This window comes from Pseudarthrobacter sp. alpha12b (genome assembly GCF_054130495.1).
Map to the genome: position 1 here is coordinate 2,158,239 of NZ_CP196746.1, position 22,823 is coordinate 2,181,061.

At 67.1% G+C, this 22,823-nt stretch carries 18 protein-coding genes; 6 read left to right on the forward strand and 12 right to left on the reverse strand.

The features are described from left to right. Positions 1 to 4: 4 nt before the first annotated feature. Together ACTAQI_RS09835 and ACTAQI_RS09840 are read right to left on the reverse strand one after the other, a co-directional pair. Positions 5 to 1,744 (reverse strand): glycerol-3-phosphate dehydrogenase/oxidase, encoded by a 1,740-nt coding sequence (locus ACTAQI_RS09835; protein ID WP_457950815.1) that lies wholly within the window; start codon positions 1,742 to 1,744, stop codon positions 5 to 7. A 103-nt stretch (positions 1,745 to 1,847) separates the two neighbouring features. Continuing rightward, on the reverse strand, positions 1,848 to 2,984 hold the full coding sequence (locus ACTAQI_RS09840) for a GuaB3 family IMP dehydrogenase-related protein (protein ID WP_457950816.1): 1,137 nt from the start codon (positions 2,982 to 2,984) through the stop codon (positions 1,848 to 1,850). 162 nt (positions 2,985 to 3,146) lie between these two features. Between ACTAQI_RS09840 and ACTAQI_RS09845 the strand changes: the two genes are divergently transcribed. Both ACTAQI_RS09845 and ACTAQI_RS09850 read left to right on the forward strand, forming a co-directional pair. Beyond that, the gene (locus ACTAQI_RS09845; RefSeq protein WP_457950817.1) at positions 3,147 to 3,794 is read left to right on the forward strand and encodes a hypothetical protein; all 648 of its coding nucleotides are present in this window, start codon (positions 3,147 to 3,149) and stop codon (positions 3,792 to 3,794) included. Between the two features lie 28 nt (positions 3,795 to 3,822). Then, on the forward strand, positions 3,823 to 4,428 hold the full coding sequence (locus ACTAQI_RS09850; RefSeq protein WP_457950818.1) for a hypothetical protein: 606 nt from the start codon (positions 3,823 to 3,825) through the stop codon (positions 4,426 to 4,428). Here the strand turns inward: ACTAQI_RS09850 and ACTAQI_RS09855 are convergent. The 4 genes from ACTAQI_RS09855 to ACTAQI_RS09870 all read right to left on the reverse strand — a co-directional run bounded on the left by ACTAQI_RS09855 (position 4,425) and on the right by ACTAQI_RS09870 (position 11,697). Further along, on the reverse strand, positions 4,425 to 6,284 hold the full coding sequence (locus ACTAQI_RS09855) for an ABC transporter ATP-binding protein (RefSeq protein ID WP_457950819.1): 1,860 nt from the start codon (positions 6,282 to 6,284) through the stop codon (positions 4,425 to 4,427). The two genes, ACTAQI_RS09850 and ACTAQI_RS09855, sit on opposite strands and share 4 nt — an antisense overlap. Positions 6,285 to 6,324: 40 nt before the next feature. Further along, positions 6,325 to 7,746: a DUF222 domain-containing protein gene (locus ACTAQI_RS09860; protein ID WP_457950820.1), complete on the reverse strand. Its 1,422-nt coding sequence runs from the start codon at positions 7,744 to 7,746 to the stop codon at positions 6,325 to 6,327. Between the two features lie 116 nt (positions 7,747 to 7,862). Next, positions 7,863 to 9,374 carry an IMP dehydrogenase gene (gene guaB, locus ACTAQI_RS09865; RefSeq protein WP_188570898.1) on the reverse strand — a complete coding sequence of 504 codons (1,512 nt, stop codon included), beginning with the start codon at positions 9,372 to 9,374 and terminating at the stop codon, positions 7,863 to 7,865. Between the two features lie 250 nt (positions 9,375 to 9,624). After that, positions 9,625 to 11,697 (reverse strand): acyltransferase family protein, encoded by a 2,073-nt coding sequence (locus tag ACTAQI_RS09870; protein WP_457951032.1) that lies wholly within the window; start codon positions 11,695 to 11,697, stop codon positions 9,625 to 9,627. A gap of 123 nt (positions 11,698 to 11,820) precedes the next feature. Between ACTAQI_RS09870 and ACTAQI_RS09875 the strand changes: the two genes are divergently transcribed. Continuing rightward, complete coding sequence (locus ACTAQI_RS09875; RefSeq protein WP_457950821.1) at positions 11,821 to 12,795, forward strand: DUF389 domain-containing protein; 975 nt, start codon at positions 11,821 to 11,823, stop codon at positions 12,793 to 12,795. Positions 12,796 to 12,805: 10 nt separating this feature from the next. Here ACTAQI_RS09875 and ACTAQI_RS09880 read toward each other — a convergent pair whose 3' ends face one another. Then, the gene (locus tag ACTAQI_RS09880) at positions 12,806 to 14,329 is read right to left on the reverse strand and encodes an ATP-dependent DNA ligase (RefSeq protein WP_457950822.1); all 1,524 of its coding nucleotides are present in this window, start codon (positions 14,327 to 14,329) and stop codon (positions 12,806 to 12,808) included. 57 nt (positions 14,330 to 14,386) lie between these two features. On the opposite strand from ACTAQI_RS09880, the gene ACTAQI_RS09885 reads away from it, so the two are divergent. After that, a complete protein-coding gene (locus ACTAQI_RS09885; protein WP_457950823.1) occupies positions 14,387 to 14,989 on the forward strand; it encodes a dihydrofolate reductase family protein in 603 nt (200 codons plus the stop codon). A 77-nt stretch (positions 14,990 to 15,066) separates the two neighbouring features. Here the strand turns inward: ACTAQI_RS09885 and groL are convergent, their stop codons facing one another. The 3 genes from groL to ACTAQI_RS09900 all read right to left on the reverse strand — a co-directional run bounded on the left by groL (position 15,067) and on the right by ACTAQI_RS09900 (position 17,686). Further along, positions 15,067 to 16,677: a chaperonin GroEL gene (groL, locus tag ACTAQI_RS09890; protein WP_457950824.1), complete on the reverse strand. Its 1,611-nt coding sequence runs from the start codon at positions 16,675 to 16,677 to the stop codon at positions 15,067 to 15,069. 79 nt (positions 16,678 to 16,756) lie between these two features. Continuing rightward, on the reverse strand, positions 16,757 to 17,050 hold the full coding sequence (gene groES, locus ACTAQI_RS09895; RefSeq protein WP_003805290.1) for a co-chaperone GroES: 294 nt from the start codon (positions 17,048 to 17,050) through the stop codon (positions 16,757 to 16,759). A gap of 255 nt (positions 17,051 to 17,305) precedes the next feature. After that, positions 17,306 to 17,686, reverse strand: coding sequence for a hypothetical protein (locus ACTAQI_RS09900; RefSeq protein WP_457950825.1), 381 nt, complete (start codon positions 17,684 to 17,686; stop codon positions 17,306 to 17,308). 54 nt (positions 17,687 to 17,740) lie between these two features. Here ACTAQI_RS09900 and ACTAQI_RS09905 point away from each other — a divergent pair, with 54 nt between their 5' ends. Further along, complete coding sequence (locus tag ACTAQI_RS09905) at positions 17,741 to 18,964, forward strand: THUMP-like domain-containing protein (protein WP_457950826.1); 1,224 nt, start codon at positions 17,741 to 17,743, stop codon at positions 18,962 to 18,964. A gap of 4 nt (positions 18,965 to 18,968) precedes the next feature. On the opposite strand, the gene ACTAQI_RS09910 is transcribed toward ACTAQI_RS09905, so the two are convergent. Continuing rightward, positions 18,969 to 19,787 (reverse strand): shikimate 5-dehydrogenase, encoded by an 819-nt coding sequence (locus ACTAQI_RS09910; RefSeq protein ID WP_457950827.1) that lies wholly within the window; start codon positions 19,785 to 19,787, stop codon positions 18,969 to 18,971. A gap of 28 nt (positions 19,788 to 19,815) precedes the next feature. Then, positions 19,816 to 21,264 carry a glycoside hydrolase family 3 N-terminal domain-containing protein gene (locus ACTAQI_RS09915; RefSeq protein ID WP_457951033.1) on the reverse strand — a complete coding sequence of 483 codons (1,449 nt, stop codon included), beginning with the start codon at positions 21,262 to 21,264 and terminating at the stop codon, positions 19,816 to 19,818. A 389-nt stretch (positions 21,265 to 21,653) separates the two neighbouring features. Between ACTAQI_RS09915 and ACTAQI_RS09920 the strand changes: the two genes are divergently transcribed. Beyond that, complete coding sequence (locus ACTAQI_RS09920; protein WP_457950828.1) at positions 21,654 to 22,805, forward strand: glutamate--cysteine ligase; 1,152 nt, start codon at positions 21,654 to 21,656, stop codon at positions 22,803 to 22,805. Positions 22,806 to 22,823 lie beyond the last annotated feature (18 nt).

Consider the following 22,823-nt stretch of genomic DNA (forward strand, 5'->3'; position numbering starts at 1 on the left):
CCCGTCAACGCAAGGGCACGATATCTTCCGCGCCCAGGCGGGCGGCGTCTGCGGATTCGTCGTCCGGCTGTTGCTGGCTAAGGCGTTCGGCCTCCACGCGGGCAAGGTAGTGGCGGACTTCGTTTTCACGCTGCGCGTCACTCCAGCCAAGGACGTCACCCATCAGTTTAGCGACAACGGGGGCCGCGGACACGCCGCGGTCCCATGCTTCGATGGAGATCCGTGTGCGCCGGGTCAGGACGTCCTGCACGTGGCGGGCACCTTCATGGCTTGCGGCGTAGACAGCCTCGGCCTGCAGGTAGTCGTCAGCACCAGGGAGCGGCTCCGCCAGTTCCGGGTTCTGCCCGATGATGGCCAGGACTTCGGGCGTCATGGATCCGTACCGGTTGAGCAGGTGCTCGATCCGCGCTACGTGGACCCCGGATTCCGCTGCGGTACGGTTCCGCCGGTTCCAGGCGGCCCGGAAGCCGCTGGCGCCCAGCAGCGGGATGGTCTCGGTGCAGCTGGGCGGGACCCGTTCGTCCATGGTGCGGGTGGCCTCGTCAACGGCATCCTTGGCCATGACCCGGTACGTGGTCCATTTGCCGCCTGCCACCACCACCAGGCCGGGAACGGGATGCGCCACCACGTGCTCGCGGGAGAGCTTGGCGGTGGAGTCGTTTTCACCGGCCAGCAGCGGCCGCAGGCCCGCGTAGACCCCTTCGACGTCTTCCCTGGTCAGGGGGCGCTTCAGCACCTGGTTGACATGCTCCAGGACGTAGTCGATGTCCTTGCTGGAAGCGGCAGGATGGGCCTTGTCCAGGTGCCAGTCGGTGTCGGTGGTGCCGATGATCCAGTGCCGTCCCCAGGGGATGACGAACAGCACCGATTTCTCGGTGCGCAGGATCAGGCCCACCGTGGACTGGAAGCGGTCGCGGGGAACCACCAGGTGGATGCCCTTGGAGGCGCGGACTTTCAACTGGCCGCGGTCGGTCACCATGGCCTGGGTTTCGTCGGTCCACACGCCGGTGGCGTTGATGACCTGCTTGGCGCGGATGCTGAACTGCGTCCCGTCCTCGCGGTTTTCCACTTTGGCCCCGACTACCCGTTCGCCTTCCCGGAGGAAGTCCACCACCTTCATTTGGTTCACGGCATGGGCGCCGTAGTAGGCAGCCGTGCGGACCAGGTTGGCACAGTATTTGGCGTCATCCACCTGGCCGTCGTAGTACCGGATGGAGCCAACGAAGGCGTCGTCCTTAAGACTGGGGGCGGCTCGCAGGGTGCCGCGCCTGCTCAGGTGCTTGTGGAACGGTACCCCGCGACTGTGTCCGCTGGAGATGGACATGGCGTCATAGAGGGCAATCCCGGCGCCCACGTAGGGCCGCTCGATGAACGGCTTGGTGAGCGGATAGAGGAACGGCACCGGGCGGGCCAGATGGGGTGCAAGCTCGGAGAGAAGCAGCCCGCGTTCCTGCAGGGCCTCTTTGACCAAGGCGAAGTCCAGCATTTCCAGGTAGCGCAGGCCGCCGTGGATAAGTTTGGAGGACCGGGAGGACGTACCAGCGGCCCAGTCGCTTGCCTCGACGATGCCAACGCTCAACCCGCGGGTCACGGCGTCAAGCGCAGCTCCCGCGCCAACGATTCCGCCGCCCACAATCAGGATGTCAAGTTCCTGGCCAGGTTCCGTGGTGCCGCGCAGCCGCCGGATGGATGCTTCCCTGGCTTCCGGGCCAAGGACCCCGCCGTTTGCAGGAACACTCTTCATTGAACGCCTCCAGTGCCTCTAGTGCCGGTAGTAAACCCACACTACTTGCTAGTGGCGTGCTTGGGCAGGGCGGGAGCTGGCTGCCCCGCCCTGCCGCGAGGTGTCAGTTCCCGGCGTACGGGGACACGACGACGTCGACGCGCTGGAATTCCTTCAAGTCCGAGTATCCGGTGGTTGCCATGGAGCGCCGCAGCGCGCCAATGAGGTTGGACGTGCCGTTGGTGTGGTGGCCCGGTCCAAAGAGGACCTCCTCCAGCGGGCCGACGGTGCCCACGTTGGCGCGGTCCCCGCGCGGCAGCTCCAGGTGGTGTGCCTCCTGGCCCCAGTGCCACCCTTTGCCGGGTGCTTCTTCTGCCCTGGCCAGGGCACTGCCCAGCATGACGGCGTCGGCGCCCATGGCAATCGCTTTGACGATGTCACCCGAGGTGCCCATGCCGCCGTCGGCAATGACGTGCACGTAGCGGCCGCCGGACTCGTCCATGTAGTCGCGGCGGGCAGCCGCGACGTCGGAGATGGCGGAGGCCATGGGTGAGTGGATGCCCAGGGCGCGGCGCGTGGTGGTGGTGGCACCGCCGCCGAAGCCCACCAGCACGCCGGCGGCACCGGTGCGCATGAGGTGCAGTGCCGGGGTGTAGCCCGCAGCGCCGCCGACGATCACGGGGACGTCGAGTTCGTAGATGAACTGCTTGAGGTTGAGCGGTTCGTGGTCCTTGGAGACGTGCTCGGCGGACACCGTGGTGCCGCGGATGACGAAGATGTCGACGCCGGCCGCGACGACCGTCTTGTAGTGCTCCTGCGTGCGCTGCGGGGTCAGGGAGCCGGCAACGGTGACGCCGGCCTCGCGGATCTCGGCCAGGCGGGACGTGATGAGCTCGGGCTGGATGGGTGCCTGGTACAGGTCCTGCATCCGCCCGGTGACGGCCGGGCTGTTGGTCTCGTCCTGGAGCGCAGCGATCTCGTCGAGGATGGGCTGCGGATCCTCGTACCGGGTCCAGAGGCCTTCCAGGTCCAGGACGCCCAGGCCGCCCAGCTTGCCCAGTGCGATGGCGGTCTGCGGGGACATGGCTGAGTCCATCGGGGCGGCGATCACCGGCATGTCGAACTGGTACGCGTCGATCTGCCAGGAGACGGAGACATCCTTGGGGTCACGGGTGCGACGGTTGGGGACGATTGCTATGTCATCCAGGGAGTAGGCACGACGCCCACGCTTGCCACGGCCGATCTCGATCTCATAAGTCACTGCTCTAGGTTATCCCAGCAGGTCCGGCGATCTGGCCCGGGTTGTTTCCCCGCGGGTAGCGCTGCCGATGGCGGCAGCGCGGGAGAAGCCCTTAGCCTTAGGCAGGGGGCTTCGGTGAACGCTCCCGCCACAAGCTCTCCAACGATTGGGCCTCCTTCCGGTATGACACATTCCAGTCCTTTTCCCGCCGGCGCGCCCGTGCATTCGCTGGACCATTGGCTCTCCCCCGAACTGGCCCAGGCCAGCCCGCCGAACGCACCGTCCCGGCTGCGCCAACTGGCGGATGCCCAGGGCACCCTGGCGGCTGGTTGGAGCAGCGCCATCGCTGGTGGCCCCGTCCTCGCCATCGCAGGTGCATTTTTTTCAGCAATGTATGGAAATCCGGCCGCAGTGCTGGTCCTGGGCCCGTTGGGGGGCGCCCTCATGCTGCTGGGCCTATCCTCGTGGAAGCGGGTCCGAGCCACCCTGCCCAATACCGACCGGATCCTGATCAGCCGTGGCCCGGGCTCGGCCCGCGGTGGCATCGCCATGGTGTCCCTACTGGCAGTTGCCCTCGGCGGGATCCTGTCCGTGTACCTGCCCTCGGCCGCTGCGAAGGGCGATGGCACGGCCACAACGCTGGTGGGGGGCTTCGTGCTGATCCTGGCCCTCCTGGTCGCGTGCATCGTGATCCCATCTACGGTCATGGGCCGTGCCCGGCAGTCGTTCCGGCTGCGGGTTCAGGCCAACCCCGGACTTCGCCGTGCTGTGGAAGAAGACCTTGCCGTATGGCATGACCCCTACGGCAACACAGGCTACGGCCCGTTGTGAGGCGTACGCTTCCCGATACAGTGGCTTGATGGGCAGCCGCTGGACATTTGACGGGCACATCGCCGGTATTGGCACCGTATCCGGTCTGCGCGCCGTGGTGGGCATCTGGCAGGACTCCCCCTTTGGGTTGTTCGCCGACGTCATGGTGCAGCAGCCCTCCGGGTACCGGGTTCTGTTGGCGCCGTCGCCGGATGTAGCAGAGTTCATTGCATCGACGTACAGCTTTGATGAGGTGCGGGTGGTGGACGTCCGTGCGCGTCTGTCCGGTGGCCGGTTAACGGTCGACGCCGGTCCCTTGGCAATACAGGCCGTCACCGGAGCGAGAACTTTCCTGGGCACAGCTTTGCGGGCCGTGCCGCGACGCCTTGCGGTGCACCCGCGCTGGCTTTCCGCCGTCAATCCGCTCGCCGCCTTGGCAGCTCCCGGCGCCCGCACCTACGGTTCTGCCGGCAGCGGCAGGACGGAGTTCTATGGGGTGACCGACCTGCACCACGTGACGTCCGCCGTCGTCACGTGGGAAGGAGCCGACGCCGGCGCGTTGGCGCCGATCCGGCCCGCGGTGACGTTCGGATTCAGCAGCGTCCCGCCACGGCCCAGCGTGGCCAGGGTGCGCACCACCGTGGTGGACGCTTAGAGTCCTGTCGGCTCCTCCACCGTGAGCTGCGACTCGAACATGCGGAAGTACCTGCCGCGCAGGGCGACCAGCTCCTTGTGCGTGCCCTGTTCGACGATACGGCCGTCCTCCAGCATGTACACGACGTCCGCCTTCTCGATGGTGGCGAGGCGGTGGCTGATGGCGATGATGGTGCTGCTGCGGTCTGCGAAGAGCCGGGTGAAGATCCGGTGCTCGGCGAGTGCATCGATCGCCGACGTGGGTTCGTCCATCACCATGAAGGACGCGTCCCGATAGAAGTTCCGGGCCATGGCCAGGCGTTGCCACTGGCCTCCGGAGAGGCCGCTGCCCTTCCGGCCCCGCGGGTCTTCCATCCAGTTGCTGACGTGGTTGTCCAGGCCGTTGGGCAGTTTGTTGATGAATTCCAGTGCCTCGGCGTCGGCGGCTGCCGTGCGGACCCGGGCATCGTCGCGGGGGCTGTCCACATCTCCGAAGTAGATGTTTTCCGCGGCCGTGGCGAACTCGTACTTCAGGAACTCCTGGCTGAGGACTGCCAGGTGCCGATGCCAGGAGGTGACGTCGACGGCGGCGAGATCCACGCCGTCGAGCAGCACCTGCCCGGAGTCCGGGCTGTAGAGGCCAGCGAGGATGCGGATCAGCGTGGACTTGCCGGCGCCGTTCTCCCCCACGACGGCGATGTGCTGGCCGCGCCTGATGGTGAGGCTGATGCCCCGGATCACCTCGATATCGCTGCCCGTGTAGGTAAAGCGGATGTCCTTCAGCTCAATTTTCTGCGGAGCCTCCAACAGGGACGGTGAATGTTCCGAGTGCGCGGGCATCGCCATGAACAGCTCGTAATCCTTGAGGTTGGCGAGGTCCTCGTCAATGGAGCTGAGGGAGGACACCAGGTTGTTGGCGGTGGACAGGGCGCGGCTGACGATCTGCTGCACGTAGAGGAACTGGCCGACAGGGGCTGCGCGGGCGATGATCTGGCCCACCACCCAGATCAGTGAGACAACCTCGGCACCGTACTGCAACGCGTCGGCGGCCAATTGCTTGGGGATGTAGCGGCGCTGGTAGTCGAGGCGGCGCCGCTCGTCAGCATCGCGAAGCCGGGAACGAAGGTCCATGAGGAATCCGACAATCCCGTAGAGCCGCATCTCGGCAATATGCTGCGGCCGCAGAAGGTTGGTTTCAATCATGCGGCGCTGGCGGCGTGAATCCACCTGCGTGTTCCAGTGGGCAATCTGCTCCCTGGAGAGCTTGAACTGCAGGTACACGCTGGGGACTATGGCTACCAGGACGATGACAGCGATCCACCAGCTGACCAGCAGCAGGGCGCCGATGGCCAGGATGACCGAGACAAGTTGCGTGAAAATGGCAGCGATCCTGTCCAGGACCCGCGCGTACGAATCGGAAAACCTCTTGGCGCGGTCATAGAGGTCAATGGTTTCTTTGTCGTCGTAGCGCCAGAATTCCAGGGCCAGGAAGCGCTCATACATCTGGTCCCCCACGATAGCGCCCACTTTGAAACTCATCAGCTGCTGGATGTAGCGGTCCACGCTGTTGAAGGCACCCCAAAACAGACCCAGCGCTGCAGTGACGATGACGTAGACGATGGCAAGGCGCCCCGCTCCACCGTCGCCCGCGTAGGCAGCCGCCAAGGCCGTGGTGGTGAGCGACGCGTAGAAAGTGGTGACAAGCGGCAGCACGGCCGATATCAGCGAGCCGAGCACCTTCATGACCACGGCGCCGGGGGACGCGCGGAAACTGACCCGCAGCACCTGGGCTACGGCGCGGGCATAGGGACGAAGGGCCAGCCGCTTTTGCGGGTCTCGTTTGGGGGTCAATTCCGCCGGATGGCGCGGTTGGGACATGGAACCAGCCTAGTGCTGCACTTGACCTGAAAAGCGGCCGCTAACCAGCGAGACGCAGCACGAGTGCTTCCTCCAGAATGCTTCTTTGACCAGGCCGGACTCCTGGTGGCCAGTGGGTTGGTTCGGGGGTGGGGTGTTCGGGTTTGTAGTGCCGGCCGGTGGGTGAAGTCCAGCCCGGAGGCTCGTTATTGGTTGCGGCATCAGGTACCCACGGGCGGGCGTGCTTGAGCCGGTGATGTTTGGGGCAGAGCTGTGCCAGGTTGCTGGTGCCAGTGGTTCCGCCGTGCTCCCAGGCCGTGAGGTGGTCGGTTTCATTGTCCAGGGTGCGGTTGGTGCAGCCGGGGAAGGTGCATTTGCCGTCGCGCATTCGGATCCAGCCTTTGATGGTCTCCGGTAACCGGTAATTCTTCCGGCCGATCTCGAGGGGTGCGCCGTCGCGGGGGTCGACGAGGACCCGGTAAAACGACTCCGCCCCGTCGGCGACCAGCCGCCGTGCCATCGACACGGGGATCGGGCCGAACCCGTCCAGCACCGCCGGCTCGTCCGTCAGCCCGAGGAGAGAGAACACCGGCACCGTGACCAGCACATCGGCCCGCGGAGTGGGAAACTGGCCCGCATCGGTGGCGCTGCCTGCACCCAGGAGTAGCGATGCTGCGATGTCAGGGCGTAGTTGGGCGAGGGTGCGCTCTTCGTCAGGGCCCTGGAGGCCTCGGGCGGTGGCGGTGGTGCGGTTCCAGATCGCGCACGCGGTGTCGCCGGGGAGATAGAGCGAGATCCAGGCCATGCCGTCGCGGTCCGGGGTGTATTCCATCCGCCGGTCGGCGACGCCTTTGGCGTGGCGCTTCTCAAGTGTCTCGGGGTGGTGGCGTTCCCGCCAGGCGCGGACCTTGGCGCGGAACCGGGAGGGGATGAGTTCGCCGGGGGCGGCGCCGCGGGCGGGGTTGGCCGCACCGGGGTCGAAGAAGTGCACCACCAAGGCTGCAGCACCGTCGGGGGTGAGCCCTTCGGTTTCGTCGGCAACAATCCGGGCGTGCTGCCAGGAGATTGCACCCGTGGCAAGTGCGTCCAGGACCGGCGGCAGTGCGCACACCCGAAGGGACTGCTCCACGAACGCCCCGGCAGCCCCTGAACTGATCGTCAGGACCCCCGCGATCTCCTCCACCGCTGACATCTCCGCATACGTGCGCTCATGCACCGGCGCGTCCGGGGCGATCATGGCCTGCTGGAACCCGATGCACTCCACCGCGTCCAGGGCTTCCCCGGCCGCGAGCTGCGCCTTGAGGCGCGACGTCACCTCCAGCCGCTCCAGCCGGATCTCATACCGACGCTGCAACACATCAACGCCGGCACCAACACCAGCCCCGGCAGCCAGGAAAGCGTCCTCACGGTCCAGCGCATCCAGGGCAGCAACGGAGGCACGAATACCCTCCAAAACCACACCAACCCCACCGCTGAATTCCATATGGACATCATGCAGCGGGGGTCCGACAACGCGCCCTCGGGGCCCGACAACAAGAGGAGGCGGGAAAGTCCCGCCTCCTCTTTCACACGCCTTAGCGTGAATAAAACCCTCGCCGTTTACCGGGAGCCGTAGTTCGGTGCCTCGACGGTCATCTGGATGTCGTGCGGGTGCGATTCCTTCAGGCCGGCGGAGGTGATCCGCACGAACTTGCCGCGGACCTTCAGCTCGGGAATGGTGGGTGCACCGGTGTAGAACATGGTCTGGCGCAGGCCGCCCACCAGCTGGTAGGCCACTGAGGACAGCGGGCCACGGTAGGCCACCCGGCCTTCGATGCCTTCGGGGATCAGCTTGTCATCACCGGAGACGTCGGCCTGGAAGTAGCGGTCCTTGGAGTAGGACGTGTTCTTGCCGCGCGACTGCATGGCCCCCAGGGAGCCCATTCCACGGTAGGACTTGAACTGCTTGCCGTTGACGAAGATCAGGTCGCCCGGGGACTCGTCACAGCCTGCCAGGAGCGAGCCCAGCATGACGGTGTCGGCGCCGGCCACCAGGGCCTTGCCAATGTCACCCGAGTACTGGAGGCCGCCGTCGGCGATCAGCGGCACGCCGGCCGGAATGGCAGCCTTGGCGGATTCGTAAATGGCGGTGATCTGCGGAACGCCCACACCGGCCACCACACGGGTGGTGCAGATGGATCCGGGGCCAACGCCCACCTTGATGCCGTCGGCACCGGCGTCGATCAGTGCCTGTGCCCCTTCCCGGGTGGCAGCCTGGCCGCCAATGATGTCCACGTGCGCGGCAACGGGATCGGACTTCAGCCTGCGGATCATGTCCAGGACACCCTGGGAGTGGCCGTTGGCGGTGTCCACGAACAGGGCGTCGACGCCGGCGTCCACCAGGGTCATGGCGCGTTCCCAGCCGTCGCCGAAGAAGCCGATGGCGGCACCGACGCGCAGGCGGCCCTCGTCGTCCTTGGTGGCCAGGGGGTACTGCTCGGCCTTGGTGAAGTCCTTGGTGGTGATCAGGCCCTTGAGCCGGCCCTGCTCGTCCACGAGAGGGAGCTTTTCGATTTTGTTGGTGGCCAGCTTGTGCGAGGCTTCCTCGCGGCTGATTCCCACGTGCCCGGTGACCAGGGGCATCTTGGTCATGACGTCGCTGACCAGCCGCAGCGGGAAATCGGATTCCGGCACGAAACGGGTGTCGCGGTTGGTGACGATGCCCAGCAGGCGGTTGTCCTCATCCACCACGGGCAGGCCTGAAACGCGGTAGTGGGCGCAGAGATCGTCCAGTTCCCGCAGCGTGGCCTCGGGGCGGATGGTCAGCGGGTTGGTGATCATCCCGGACTCGCTGCGCTTGACCCGGTCCACCTGGTCCGCCTGGTCGGCGATGGACAGGTTGCGGTGCACCACGCCCAGGCCGCCCTGGCGGGCCATGGCGATGGCCATGCGGGACTCCGTGACGGTGTCCATGGCGGCGGAAAGCAGCGGGGTCTGCACGGTGATCCGCTTGGAGATCCGCGAGGAGGTATCTGCCTCCGACGGGATGACATCGGTGTGGCCCGGCAGGAGCAGCACGTCGTCATAGGTCAGGCCGATGAAGCCAAAGGGGTTGTGTTCGGGCTCGGTCATGAGTGCGCCTCTTACCTTGGTTGCTGGGTCACGGGTAGGGGTTGCAGCCGATGACCAGCCCGTAATTACGGAACTGGCCTGTGCAGACGATCCTGCGGGAGCACCGTGCAGCACGGCGTTCCGGGGGCAGAAAGTGTTGAGTAAATATTAGAACCTTGGCGCCAATCCCCCTATTCCACGCCGACAATGTGAGCAACCCCACGGTCCCCAACCGGGGGCGTGCCCCCCCCCCCCCACCCTGGGGACTCGCTCAGCTCCAGCCCGTGGCCGCCAGCAGTCGCTGCTCGAACATGGGGATCATGGTTTCCACATAGGTCCTGGTGAGGTGGTTGTCGTCCTTGTACACGTACACATTCCCCACCACGGCCGGGCAGACGCCGCGCGCACAGATGAAGTCGCTCATGTCCATCAGGTGCAGCCCGGGCAGCTTGCCGCGGTAATTCTCCAGCGGCGACGGCTCCACCAGGGACTCGGCCAGCGACGGGTTGCAGGCAGGCGCATTGGGACCGTTCCGCTGGGCGCACTGGGGCATGTTGAAGGTGAACCGGGGGTTGTCGCGGATGCCCAGGATCTCGATTCCCGCCTCGGCGAAAGGTTTCACGCCGTCGAGGTATCCGGGCACTTCGGTTTCGAACGGGGCGTCCTCGTGGGTCAGCGACGCCACTGTGAATACAGCATCCGGGAGGTGTTCCAGGACGTAGGCGGAGCTGGCCCTGTTGTAGGCGTTACATTCCGCGTTACGCGCCCCAGACTCCGCACCGAAGCGGCAGGCGGGCATCAGCAGGGTCACAAGCTCCCAGCCGCGCGCGGCCGCCACCGGTGCCAGGGCGGCAAGGTACTGCTGGGCGTGGGAGTCGCCCAGGACCACGATGCGCTTGGTTGACGGTTCCTCCGGCAGCTCCTGCCGGCAGCCCTCCAGGATGGGGTCGCTGGTGGCGTTGGCACCCGTGCAGGGCGAGTCGATTCCGGCCCAGTCATTGTCCAGCGCGGTGGGCCCGGGGATGGTTCGAGCCCGCGGAGCCGGCGAGTTTTCGTTCTCCGGGGTGAGCGCCAACGCCCCGGGCGTAAGCTCCCTCGGCTGTGCCGCCGTCGCGCTTTCCTCTGCGGTGAGCGATGTCTGCCAGACCGCCACCGGCCCGGCCAGGACGGCACCGCAGGCAACAATGACGACGGCGGTCCGCCAGGCCCGGAGCTTGGGCCAGTGCCAGTCGCGCAACGGCTTTTCCACGAAGCGCGTGGTCAGGACGGCGAGCACAATGGAGGCCCCGACAATGCCGAGACCCTGCTTGAGGTTTGGCGCTTCCACGCCGGTGGCCGCGAGCGCCAACACCAGGACGGGCCAATGCCACAGATACAGGGCGTAGGAGTTGTCACCCAGGGCGACGGCGGCCCGGCTGCTAAGGAGGCGGTCCACGCCGAACCGGCTGCCGGTCTGCCCCGCAACGATGATGGCGGCGGCGGCCAGCGTGGGCCATAGCGCCACGTACCCCGGGAAGGATCGGTCAACGGCCAGGACCAGCCCGCAGGAGACCATCGCCACCAGCCCGGCCCAGCCCAGGGCTATGCGGAGCAGGCGCCCTGGCCGCAGGTAAGGCAGCGCCAGTGCCAGCAGGGACCCCAGCGCAAACTCCCAGAGCCGGGTGCGGGTATCGAAGTAGGCGTAGGCCTGGTTGGAGGCGGTCTGGTCGATGGAGTAGGCCAGGGACACTGCGAACACTGCCCCGAAAACCAGCGCCAGCAAGCCACGGTAGGTCAGACCCTGCAAGCGGGGAGCCCGGCTCAGCAGGTTCAGCACCGCAGCCGTGGCGGCAAAGACCAGCGGCCACAGGATGAAGACCTGACCCTGGATGGATAAGGACCAGAAGTGCTGCAGCGGGCTGGCGCCGGCGTGGTCCTGCGCGTAGTAATCCACTGCCGTGTCTGCCAAGAGCCAGTTCTGGCGGTACAGCAGCGACGCCCAGGCCTGGTCCAGCACCTGCGGCCAGCGGCCCTGCGGCAGGATCAGCCAGGTGCCGGCCAGCACTGCGAGGATCACCACGACGGCGGCCGGCAGCAGCCGCTTGAACAGGTGCAGCCAGTGCGCCACGAGCCGGAAGGGGTTGCCTGACTCCGCCTTGCGGATAAAGGACAGCGTGAGCAGGAAAGCCGAAATCAGCAGGAAGACGTCCACACCGCCGGACACGCGGCCCAGCCAGACGTGGTAGGCCACCACCATCAGGACAGCCAGGGCACGGAGCCCCTGGACCTCCGGGCGGAACGTGGGCTTCCGTTGGCGGCCCGCGGCACTGGACCCGGGTTCAGGTGCCTTCGGGGTTTCCGTTATCGACACTAGAACCTCTCAAAATGCCCGCCAGCCAAAGCATCAAGCCTAGCCAAGGTGGTCTGCCCCGGCCAATTAAGGCTCGGGTTCGGACTATGCTGGCCCCAACCATCGAAGGGAGCCCGCGTGGTTGTCCAGCTGCGGATTTGCGTGCCCAAGGAGCTGTCCGCCGTCACCCTGAAGACCTGCCGCGACCAGCGGGGAACTGCGGAAGTTGCGCTTGTTCCGGGGGCGGCCGTGGTGCCGCAGGGCGATGTAATTGAGGTGCTGATCGCCCGGGAGTCAGTGGAGGAACTGCTCGAGAAGCTGGAGATCCTGAAGGTCCCGGACGTGGGCTCCATCGCCATGGCCACGCCGGAATTCGTCCTGTCCAGGAATGCTGACCGGGCGGAGCGCGCCGCCCCCGGGGACGGCGCGGACGCGGTGATCTGGGATGACGTCACCCGGCAATCGGGCGAGGATTCCCGGCTGACCTGGAACTTCCTTGCCTTCCTGGTGCTGGCAACGCAGCTCGCCGGAATTGGAATCGTGACAGATTCCCCCATTGCGATTGTGGGTGCCATGGCGGTAGGTCCGGAGTTCGGCCCGCTGGCCGCCCTCGCCGTCTCGCTTGTCACCAGGAAGTGGAAGCTCGGGCGGCGCGCCGCAGTTGCGCTGGGCGTCGGCTTCCCCGTTGCCATGCTGTTGGCGGCGCTGACGGCATGGCTTTCAATCCCCCTCGGACTTTTTCCGCGTGATGCCTTGGACAAGGGCTCCGCGGTCGAGTTCATCTACCATCCGGGTCCGTATTCACTGATTGTTGCCCTGTTGGCCGGGATCGCCGGGATGCTTTCCATCATCGGACGGCGTTCTGCAGCCCTTATCGGCGTGTTCATCTCCGTGACCACTGTCCCGGCGGCAGGGTACGTTGCGGTGGCCTTGGTCCTGGGTGAATACCAGAAGGCGGCCGGCTCGGCCCTCCAGTTGCTGCTCAACCTCGTGGGCATCGTGGTGGCCGCCGTCGCGGTTTTGCTCTTTTACCGGATGGTTTCCAGGCGTGTGCCGCACGGCGTGGCACGGAGCCTGAAACGCCAGCGGAGCGGCAGCAGCAACCAGGCCTGATCCATGCCCTCTACGATCGCAGCAGGGCACGCAGGGTCTGGATGGTGTCCGCTTCAGCCGGCGTCTTGTCGTCCCGGTACCGCTTGACGCGCGCAAAACGAAGGGCGATTCCACCGGGGTAGCGCGGCGACTGCTGGACGCCGTCGATGGCAATCTCGACGACGGTGACCGGCTCAACCCACACGGTGCCGGCAGTGCGCCGCACCTCAAGTTCCTGAAACCTCCCGGTCTGCCACCGCAGCAGTTCATCGGTGAGGCCCTTGAAGGTCTTGCCCACCATCACGAAACCGCCGGGCTCTCCGAACTCGCCTGCGGGGTCAAGGGCTCCAAGGTGCAGGTTTGAGAGCATCCCGGTGCGGCGCCCTGACCCCCATTCGCAGGCGAGCACCACCAGGTCGTAGGTGAGCACCGGCTTCACTTTCACCCAGTTGGATCCACGGCGGCCGGCCGCGTAAGCCGATCCGATCGCCTTCACCACGACTCCCTCGTGGCCCGCGGCAAGCGCCTCCTGCGACACACGCTCAGCGACGGCGGGATCGGCAGTGACCTCCCCCGGGATCCGGTGTTCCGGTGCGATGCGCTCGAGCACGTTGATGCGGGTAGACAGCGGTTCATCGAGCAGGTCCCGCCCGTCGATGTGCAATACGTCGAAGAACCAGGGATGCAGCACTGTTTCCCGCGCCGCGTCAGCGCCGAACCGCGCCATGGTCTCCTGGAATGGCCGCGGGCCGCCCTCCTCGTCGAGGGCAAGGGTCTCACCGTCAAGAATCACGTCCTGCAGCGGCAGTCCGCGCACCACCTCAACCACTTCGGGGAGCCGGTGGGTGACGTCGGCCAGGTTGCGCGTGTAGATGCTGACATCCTCGCCGGCACGGTGCACCTGGATGCGGGCGCCGTCGAGCTTGTATTCCACGGATGCCTCCCCGGTGGCTTCCAGGGCTGCGCTTGGACTGCCTGCGGTGGCGGCGAGCATGGGCTGCACCGGACGGCCCACCATCAGGCCGACGGCGTCAAGCCCGGCTTCCGTGCCGGTGATGGCCAGCAGGGCGGTTCCGCCCAGGTCGCCGGAAAGCATGGCGGCACGGCGTACGGCAGCAACGGGCTTCCCGGCGGCGCGCGCAACGGCATCTGTCAGCACACCCTCCAGGGCGCCGGTGCGCAGTTCGCCCAGGAGGACCCCGGCGATGAATGACTGCTCCGGCGCGGTGGCCGCCGCCATCAGCTTCCGCAGCGTGGCTGCGCGCCCGGCGCCCGATCCGGTACCCGCCGTGGCAAGCAGCCGGTCCAGGGCGGCGTCGAGGTCGGCCACGGTGAGGGTTGGCTCGACGGCGGGTTCCTCCTTGGCCGCCGCCACGGCGCTCCAGCCCACGCCCACGCGCCCCTGGCGCGGCTTGGCAACGAGCCAGCCCACTGCCGTCGGGATTTGGGCCGGCTCAAGCCGGCCCAGCAGCTGGGCCAGCGCATCCACTTTCGCCAGCCGGGAACGGGTGGAGGTGACGGCCTTCGCGGTTTTGACGAGCTCAAGGAGCAGCATGGCACCATCCTGCCACGGGCACTGGACAGGCCAGGGGTGCTGCTCCACAATGGGCGCGTGGGGATCATCGTGGCGAACCTGTTCATCACCCTCGACGGCGTCTACCAGGCGCCCGGCGGCCGTGAAGAAGACCCCGAAGGCGAATTCACGTTCGGCGGCTGGCAGGCGCCGGTATCCGATGATGAAGCCGGCGCGGCCATCGGGGCCGAAATCGCGGAGATGGACGCCCTCCTCCTCGGCCGGAAGACCTACGACATCTTCGCGTCCTACTGGCCCCACCAGTCCGGTGGGATCGCTGACACGCTCAACCAGGTCCCCAAGTTTGTCGTGTCCGGGTCCCTGGATGACCCTTCATGGGCAGGTACCACTGTGCTGCCGGACGCTGTGGCGGCGGGCAGGCTGCGGGAGGAGTACCGGCAGGTGCACATGTTCGGCAGCGGGGTCCTCATCCGCTCGCTGCTGGCGGCAGGCGTTCTGGACCGCCTTCACCTCTGGCTGTATCCGGTCACGCTCGGGCAGGGCAAGCGGCTCTTCGACGCCGGAACGGTGCCGGCGACGTTCCGCCTCGCCGAGCCGGCGCGCAGCTACCCGAAGGGTGCAGTGTCGCTGGTCTACGAGCCGGCGGGCGGGGTTGAAACGGCAGAGATGGGGGCCGGATAGCGGTCACAACACAAAAACCGGTCCAGCGGATGCTGGACCGGTCTTTTAGTGCAGAGGAGCCGCTTGCGGCGAAACCGCTAGTGGCTGTGGCCTGCGTGCTCGTCCTCTTCGGCGGGCTTCTCCACGACGAGGGTCTCGGTGGTGAGAACCAGGGCGGCGATGGAGGCCGCGTTGCGGAGGGCTGCACGGGTGACCTTGACGGGGTCGATGACGCCAGCGGCGATCAGGTCCTCGTACTCACCGGACTTGGCGTTGAAACCGTTGTTGGTCTCGAGGTCGGCAACCTTGGAGGTGACCACGTAGCCGTCGAAGCCGGCGTTCTGGGCGATCCAGCGCAGCGGCTGCACCAGTGCGCGGCGGACGATGCCCACAGCAGCAGCAGCGTCGCCTTCGAGGGCCTTGACGGAAGCGTCCTCATCCAGTGCCTTGAGGGCGTGGATGAGGGCGGAGCCGCCGCCGGCCACGATGCCTTCTTCGAGGGCAGCGCGGGTGGAGGAGACTGCGTCCTCGATGCGGTGCTTCTTTTCCTTCAGTTCAACTTCGGTGGCAGCGCCAACCTTGATGACGCCGATGCCGCCGGCCAGCTTGGCCAGGCGTTCCTGGAGCTTTTCACGGTCCCAGTCGGAGTCGGTGCGGGTCAGCTCGGCGCGCAGCTGGGCAACGCGTGCCGCTACGTCCTCGGCCGAACCGGCGCCGTCAACGATGGTGGTGTTGTCCTTGGTGACGGTGATGCGGCGGGCGGTACCCAGCACCTCCAGGCCAACGGAATCCAGGCTCAGGCCCAGTTCCGGGGAGACAACCTGCGCACCGGTGAGGGTGGCGATGTCCTGCAGCATGGCCTTGCGGCGGTCGCCGAAGCCGGGAGCCTTGACCGCCACCACGTTCAGGGTGCCGCGGATGCGGTTGACGATCAGCGTGGACAGGGCCTCGCCCTCAACGTCCTCGGCAATGATGAACAGCGGCTTGGAGCTCTGCAGCGCCTTTTCGAGCAGCGGCAGGAATTCCTGGATCGAGGAGATCTTGCCCTGGTTGATCAGGATGAGTGCGTCCTCGAGGACTGCTTCCTGGCGCTCCGCGTCGGTGACGAAGTACGGGGACAGGTAGCCCTTGTCGAACTGCATGCCCTCGGTGAGGACCAGTTCGGTCTGCGTGGTGGAGGATTCCTCGATGGTGATGACGCCATCCTTGCCCACCTTGCCGAAGGCCTCGGCGAGGAGCTCGCCGATTTCGTCGCTCTGGGCCGAGATGGCGGCAACGCTTGCCACCTGCGTGCCTTCAACAGGGCGCGCGTTCTCGAGCAGGCGCGCAGCCACGGCCTCAACCGCAACCTCGATGCCGCGCTTGATCTGGCCGGGGGCAGCGCCGGCTGCCACGTTGCGCAGGCCTTCCTTGACCAGTGCCTGGGCCAGGACCGTAGCGGTGGTGGTGCCGTCGCCGGCAACATCGTTGGTCTTGGTGGCTACTTCCTTGGCCAGCTGGGCGCCAAGGTTTTCGTAGGGGTCGTCCAGTTCCACTTCGCGGGCGATGGTGACGCCGTCGTTCGTGATGGTGGGAGCGCCCCACTTCTTGTCCAGGACGACGTTGCGGCCGCGGGGGCCGAGCGTCACCTTGACGGTGTTCGCGAGCTTATCGATGCCGGCCTCAAGGGACCGGCGGGCAGCGTCATTAAACGCAAGCTGCTTTGCCATGGTTTTGTCCTTTCAAAGACAGAAACCCCGCACTGCCGGCCAGCATGAGCATGGCCGGCGGCACGGGGATCCGGAAGAGTTACTTTACGACGATCGCCAGGACGTCGCGGGCGGACAGTACCAGGTACTCGGTGCCGCCGGTCTTGACTTCGGTTCCGCCGTACTTGGAGTAGATGACGACGTCGCCAACAGCTACGTCAACGGGGACGCGGTTGCCATCTTCGAAGCGGCCGGGGCCTACAGCAACAACTTCGCCTTCCTGCGGCTTCTCCTGTGCGGAGTCCGGGATGACCAGGCCGGAAGCCGTGGTCTGCTCGGCTTCGAGCGGGCGGACAACAATACGATCCTCAAGAGGCTTAATAGAGACCGACACTCGGACCTCTCCTTTTCGTCAGCAAATTCGTGGACTGGAAAGCTTTCCGCCGTAGCTGGCAAACCGTCGTCGCGGTGCCGGCAGCAGCCTGGCTGGCAGCTCTTCATGTGTTAGCACCCTCCTAGGGAGAGTGCTAATGAAGACTCTATGTAAGGGTTAGCACTCGGTCAAGGTGAGTGCCAACTTTTTCGTCATGGGCGGACAGCTTTACGGTCGGACGACGCCGGACCGCCGGGCTGGGAACATGCAGCGCGCCTAACGGCCCAGGTCGTCGAAGTCCACGTCCTCGCCGCCGTCGGTGTCGCCGCCGCCCTGCTTCCGTCCCCGGTACAGCACCCAGCCGGACGCCGCTGCGGCGAGCAGCGCGGCAACGAGGAAGACGATGCTCCCCGCCCGCGCGCCGTCGTACAGCCCGCGGATGTCGCGTGACTGCTGGCTGTTGTCCTGGATGTCGTTGCCGCCCACGGAATAGACGGTGGCGTTGAACGTGTCCAGCAGGAAAATGATCACCAGCAGGGCGATGCAGACCACGGCCACCACGGCGGAGGCGATCAGGACGGGCCGGGCAAACCTGGCCGGCCCGCGGTCCCTCGACCCGTTGTCGCCGGTCTCGCGGGGGGCTGCGCTGTCATCCATGGCTTCAACAGTATCCGCATCCCGGCCGCGCGCTCCTCCACTAGGCTGGAACCCATGGCTCACGCTCCCCAGGACCAGATTGCACCGCTGTTGACCCCCGAAGGGTGGGAGCTGCTGGCATCCCTGGGCCCCTACCGGGATGAGGACTCATTCGAGCTCAACTCCGCACTCCGGAAGGCCGGCCACCCCGCCGGGCTCGTGTCCGCGGTCCTCACGCAGTCACGGCTGCGCACAAAGGCGCAGGCGAAATTCGGCGAGTTCGCCCGGCAGATGCTGTTCACCCAGGCCGGCCTGGAGCAGGCCACGCGACTGAACGTCGCCGCCCACCACGCGCAGCGGTTCGCCGCTGCCGGGATCAGCCGTGTGGCGGACCTGGGCTGCGGCCTCGGCGCCGATTCCCTGGCCCTCGCCTCCCTTGACCTCAACGTCACGGCCGTCGAAATGGACGAAACCACCGCTGCCTGCGCCACGGTGAACCTCATTCCGTTCCCCAACGCCACGGTGGTCCACGCCGATGCGGCGTCGGTCCTGCTGGAGGGGGTGGACGGCGTCTGGTTGGATCCCGCACGCCGGGTCACCTCCACGTCAGGCACCAAGCGGATCTGGGATCCCGAGGCGTTCTCCCCGCCGTTGTCCTTCGTGGAATCGCTGGCCGCGGAGGGCAAGGCGGTGGGTGTGAAGATGGGCCCGGGCATGCCGCACGAGTCGGTGCCCGCGGGCTGCGAGGCGCAGTGGGTGTCGGTGGCCGGGGACGTCACCGAGGTGACCCTGTGGTTCAACGCCGTGCGCAGGCCCGGGGTGCGCCGCGCCGCCCTGGTCCTGGGATCTGACGGGCCCGCCGAACTGACCAGCGGTGACGACTTCGGCGCCGGCCCGTCCGCGCCGGTGGGACCGGTGGAGGGCTACCTCTACGAACCTGACGGCGCGGTGATCCGCGCCGGGCTGGTGGCCGACGTCGCGCTGCAGCTCGACGGCCACCTGGTGGACGAACACATCGCCTACATCTGCGCCCCGGAACTCCTGGACACCCCGTTCGCCAGGGCCTACAAGGTCCTTGATGTCATGCCCTACAACGTCAAGGCACTCAAGGCCTGGGTGAAGCAGCAGGGCATTACCGTGCTGGACATCAAGAAGCGCGGCACCGCCGTTACTCCGGAAGAGCTGCGGAAGCAGCTGCTGCCCGGCGGAAAGAACGCCAAAAAGGGCGGCAAAACGGCCACCCTGGTCCTGACGCGCATCGGCGAGGACCGGGTGGCCATCGCGGTGGAACCTGTATAGATGCCTACTGGGCGCGCATGAACTCCTCGGCTGCCCGAATCTGCTCCGCGCTGGGCCGCACCCCCGTATACAGGACGAACTGCTCCAGCGCCTGGATGGTGGCCACCTCGGCCCCCGTAATGACCGGCTTGCCTGCGGCACGGGCCGCACGGATCAGCGGCGTTTCAGCAGGCAGCGCCACCACGTCGAACACCAGCCGTGCCGCGTCGATGGCCTCGGCGGGGAAGGACAGGCTGTCGGCTTCCGCACCTCCCGCCATGCCGATGGGGGTGACGTTGATGATCAAGTCCGCCGTCCCGCCGTCCAGCGCTGCCCGCCACTGGAAGCCGTACTGGTCTGCGAGCGCGCGCCCAGCTGCCTCGTTCCGGGCGATGACGGTGACATTGGCGAAGCCGGCGTCCCGGAGGGCGGCAACGGTGGCCTTGGCCATGCCCCCGGCGCCCTGGACCAGTACGGAATAGTCGGTGGGGACTGAGTTGGTGGCGAGGAGCTGCTCGATCGCGGTGTAGTCGGTGTTGTACGCCTTGAGGTGGCCGTCAGTGTTCACGATGGTGTTCACCGAGTCGATGGCCTTGGCGGAAGGATCCATCTCGTCCACCAGCGCGATGACGTCCTCCTTGTACGGCATGGAGATGGCACAGCCACGGATGCCCAGCCCGCGGACGCCGGCGATGGCTTGTTCAAGGTTGGTGGGCGCGAAGGCCTTGTAAATCCAGTTCAGGTCCAGCTGCCCGTAGAGGTGGTTGTGGAACCGGGTCCCGTTGTTGCTGGGACGGGCAGAAAGCGAGATGCAGAGGGTCATGTCTTTATTCAGAATGGGCACCAGACCATTAAAGCGTTTCCGCCGTGGGTCAGGGGCAGCCGGTTCCCGCAGGAAAGGGCCCGACGGCGGCGGGCAGCTTCCCCGGCGCCGGAGCCTTCCCCGCCAGCACGGCGGCCAGTGCGTCGAAGGCGGCGTCGGTGCGGCCGTACAGCGCCAGCTTCACCGGCGCGGCTGAGCCCTGAAGCGGCCAGGGGGCGTCCAATGCCACGGCGATGTCCCCGCCCGCCGGTTTCCCGCCGAACCCGATGAGGTTGACCAGCGGCCCTGAGCCCACCGTGAGCCCGGCACGCGCGGCAGCGGCTTCGAAGCGCTCCCGGTCCCCCGGTCCCCCGCCGGCCACGCGCACGGAACCGGGCACCAGGGGTCCGCTGCAGCGACCGGAGACCACCGTCACGGCCGACGCCGAGACTTGGGCCGACAGGGCTGCCCCGCTTCCGGCCGGAGCACCTGCGCCGGCCGTTCCGGCAGGCGGGGTGGTCCGGGCATGCCAGATCATCATGGTGGCCACGCGCTGTGCTGCCTCATCCAGGCGCGCGGCGGGAAGGGTTCCCGTGGCCAGGGCCTGGATGATGGCGGCATGCGCCTGCTCCACGTCAGCAGGCATCAGCAGCAGGTCGGCGCCGGCTGCCAGGGCCTTCACCGCAGCCGCGCCGGCCGGGTACTGCTTGTCCACGGCGCCCATGTTGAGGGCGTCAGTCACGGCCACACCCTTGAAGCCCAGGCCCCTCAGTGCCACGTAGCTCGGGGCAGAGAGCGACGCCGGCACACCGGGTTCCAGCGCGGGCACGGCGATGTGCCCGGTCATGACGATCGGCAGGCCCGCGGCGACGGCGGCCTGGAAGGGTTTCCAGTCCCGGCCGCGGAGTGCGTCGATGCCGGCCGGCTGGACGGGCAGGCTGAGGTGGGAGTCCGTAGTCACCGAGCCGTGTCCGGGAAAGTGCTTGACAGTGGGGAGCACACCCGCGTCCAGCATGCCTTGGGAGAACGCGGTCCCCTGGGTTGCCGCGGCGGCCGGATCGGCGGACATGGAACGCGCACCGATGGTGGGGTCCGCGGGGCCGATGGTCACGTCCGTGTCCGGCGCGAAGTCGAGGTCGAACCCCAGCGGCACCAGCTCGCCGGCCATGGCCTTGCCCGCCTGGCGGGTCAGTGCCTGGTTGCCGGCGGCTCCGTAGCTCATGGGGGTGGGCCACTCGGTGAGGGGCGCCCCCAGCCGCGCCACCGCGCCGCCCTCCTGGTCCACGCCCAGGATCCCGGGCCAGCGCCGGCCATCGGCGGCAACGGCCTGCTGCAGCCGCTGGTTCACGGCGCCCATGGCGGCCACGTCCACCTTTCCCTGCGGGTCGCGCGGCACGTTGTCGCCCATGATGATGGACCCGGCCAGGTGCAGGCGCTGGATGAGGGCGGCGTGGGCTTCCACCTGGTTGCCTTTGAAGAACGGAAGCAGGACCTGCCCGGCCTTCTGCTCCGGTGACATCGCCGCTACGGCTGCCACCGCGGCGTCCTGGTCACGCTGCTCCGGGCCCCACCCCAATGGCCGGGAGCCTGGGTCAGGTGAGGGGGAAGCGGTGGGAGGCGCCGGCGTCGTACTTGCCGATGCGGACGGGGAGGCGCCGGCAGGCGGCGCGGAGGACGACGGCGGGACCGGACTTGGGGAGGCCGAACAGGAGGCCAGGGCCATTGCGGACAGGGCCAGGAGGAGGGGGAAGGATTTGGCAGGACTGGATTTGGCAGGGCTGTGACGCAGGGGGAACGGAGCCATCAATACGATGCTACCCCTGCACTAGACTTGAACCACCCGTTCGCCTGCCGGCAGCAGCCTGTGAGCGGCATCAGCCAGCGGCAAACCGGACAGTAAGGAAACGTGTGAAGATCGACTTCGCGTCATCGAGGCAGTCAACCCTCGGTGTTGAGTGGGAGCTTGCCCTGGTGGACGGAAAAACGGGCGAGCTCGCGTCCGTGGCCAACCAGGTGCTCCGCGGCGTGGCCTCGCGCCACCCGGAACTCAACGAAGACGACGAACATCCGCACATCAAGCAGGAACTGCTGCTGAACACGGTGGAGCTGGTCACCGGCATCTGCGAGACGGCCGCCGAGGCCAAAGAGGACCTGAGCCGGTCCGTCGCCGCGGTCCGCGAGATCACAGATCCCATGGGCGTGGAGCTGTTCTGCGCCGGCAGCCACCCGTTCAGCCCGCCGCAGCTGCAGCCCGTGACGGACAAGGCCCGCTACGCCAAACTCATCGACCGCACCCAGTGGTGGGGCCGCCAGATGGTCATTTACGGCGTCCACGTGCACGTGGGCCTGGACCGCCGGGACAAGGCCCTGCCCGTGCTGGACGGCCTGGTCAACTACTTCCCGCACTTCCAGGCGCTCTCCGCGTCCAGCCCGTTCTGGGGCGGCGAGGACACCGGCTATGCCTCCCAGCGCGCGCTGATGTTCCAGCAGCTTCCCACCGCAGGCCTGCCCTTCCAGTTCAAGTCCTGGGAGGAATACGAGTCCTACGTCCAGGACATGACCACCACCGGCGTCATCGACACCATCTCCGAGATCCGCTGGGACATCCGGCCGGTGCCTGCGCTCGGGACCATCGAGATGCGCATCTGCGACGGCCTGGCCACGCTGGAGGAAGTGGGCGCCATCGCGGCCCTCACCCAGTGCCTGGTGGACGAGTTCTCCACCACCCTGGACAACGGCGGCACCATCCCCACCATGCCGCCGTGGCATGTGCAGGAGAACAAATGGCGCGCTGCCCGGTACGGTCTGGACGCCATCATCATCCTGGATGCCGCAGGCCGGGAGCAGCTGGTCACCGACCACCTGCTGGAGACGATTAACCGGCTGGAGCCGGTGGCGGCCAAGCTGCGCTGCTCCGACGAGCTTGCCGACGTCGAAAAGATCATCCGCCGCGGCGCCGGCTACCAGCGGCAGCGCCGCGTTGCCGCGGAGAACGGCGGGAACCTCCAGGCCGTGGTCCTGGACCTGGTCAAGCAGATGCGGAACGGCCCCACCGCCTGAGGTAGCCCCTCGCCTGAC

What these genes read in the sequence shown, in the direction of transcription:
- ACTAQI_RS09835 (WP_457950815.1), bottom strand. Translation starts at nt 1,744, where the DNA reads ATGAAGAGTGTTCCTGCAAACGGCGGGGTCCTTGGCCCGGAAGCCAGG.
- ACTAQI_RS09845 (WP_457950817.1), top strand. Translation starts at nt 3,147, where the DNA reads ATGACACATTCCAGTCCTTTTCCCGCCGGCGCGCCCGTGCATTCGCTG.
- ACTAQI_RS09850 (WP_457950818.1), top strand. Translation starts at nt 3,823, where the DNA reads ATGGGCAGCCGCTGGACATTTGACGGGCACATCGCCGGTATTGGCACC.
- ACTAQI_RS09855 (WP_457950819.1), bottom strand. Translation starts at nt 6,284, where the DNA reads ATGTCCCAACCGCGCCATCCGGCGGAATTGACCCCCAAACGAGACCCG.
- ACTAQI_RS09860 (WP_457950820.1), bottom strand. Translation starts at nt 7,746, where the DNA reads ATGGAATTCAGCGGTGGGGTTGGTGTGGTTTTGGAGGGTATTCGTGCC.
- guaB (WP_188570898.1), bottom strand. Translation starts at nt 9,374, where the DNA reads ATGACCGAGCCCGAACACAACCCCTTTGGCTTCATCGGCCTGACCTAT.
- ACTAQI_RS09880 (WP_457950822.1), bottom strand. Translation starts at nt 14,329, where the DNA reads ATGCTGCTCCTTGAGCTCGTCAAAACCGCGAAGGCCGTCACCTCCACC.
- groL (WP_457950824.1), bottom strand. Translation starts at nt 16,677, where the DNA reads ATGGCAAAGCAGCTTGCGTTTAATGACGCTGCCCGCCGGTCCCTTGAG.
- ACTAQI_RS09900 (WP_457950825.1), bottom strand. Translation starts at nt 17,686, where the DNA reads ATGGATGACAGCGCAGCCCCCCGCGAGACCGGCGACAACGGGTCGAGG.
- ACTAQI_RS09905 (WP_457950826.1), top strand. Translation starts at nt 17,741, where the DNA reads ATGGCTCACGCTCCCCAGGACCAGATTGCACCGCTGTTGACCCCCGAA.
- ACTAQI_RS09915 (WP_457951033.1), bottom strand. Translation starts at nt 21,264, where the DNA reads ATGTCACCGGAGCAGAAGGCCGGGCAGGTCCTGCTTCCGTTCTTCAAA.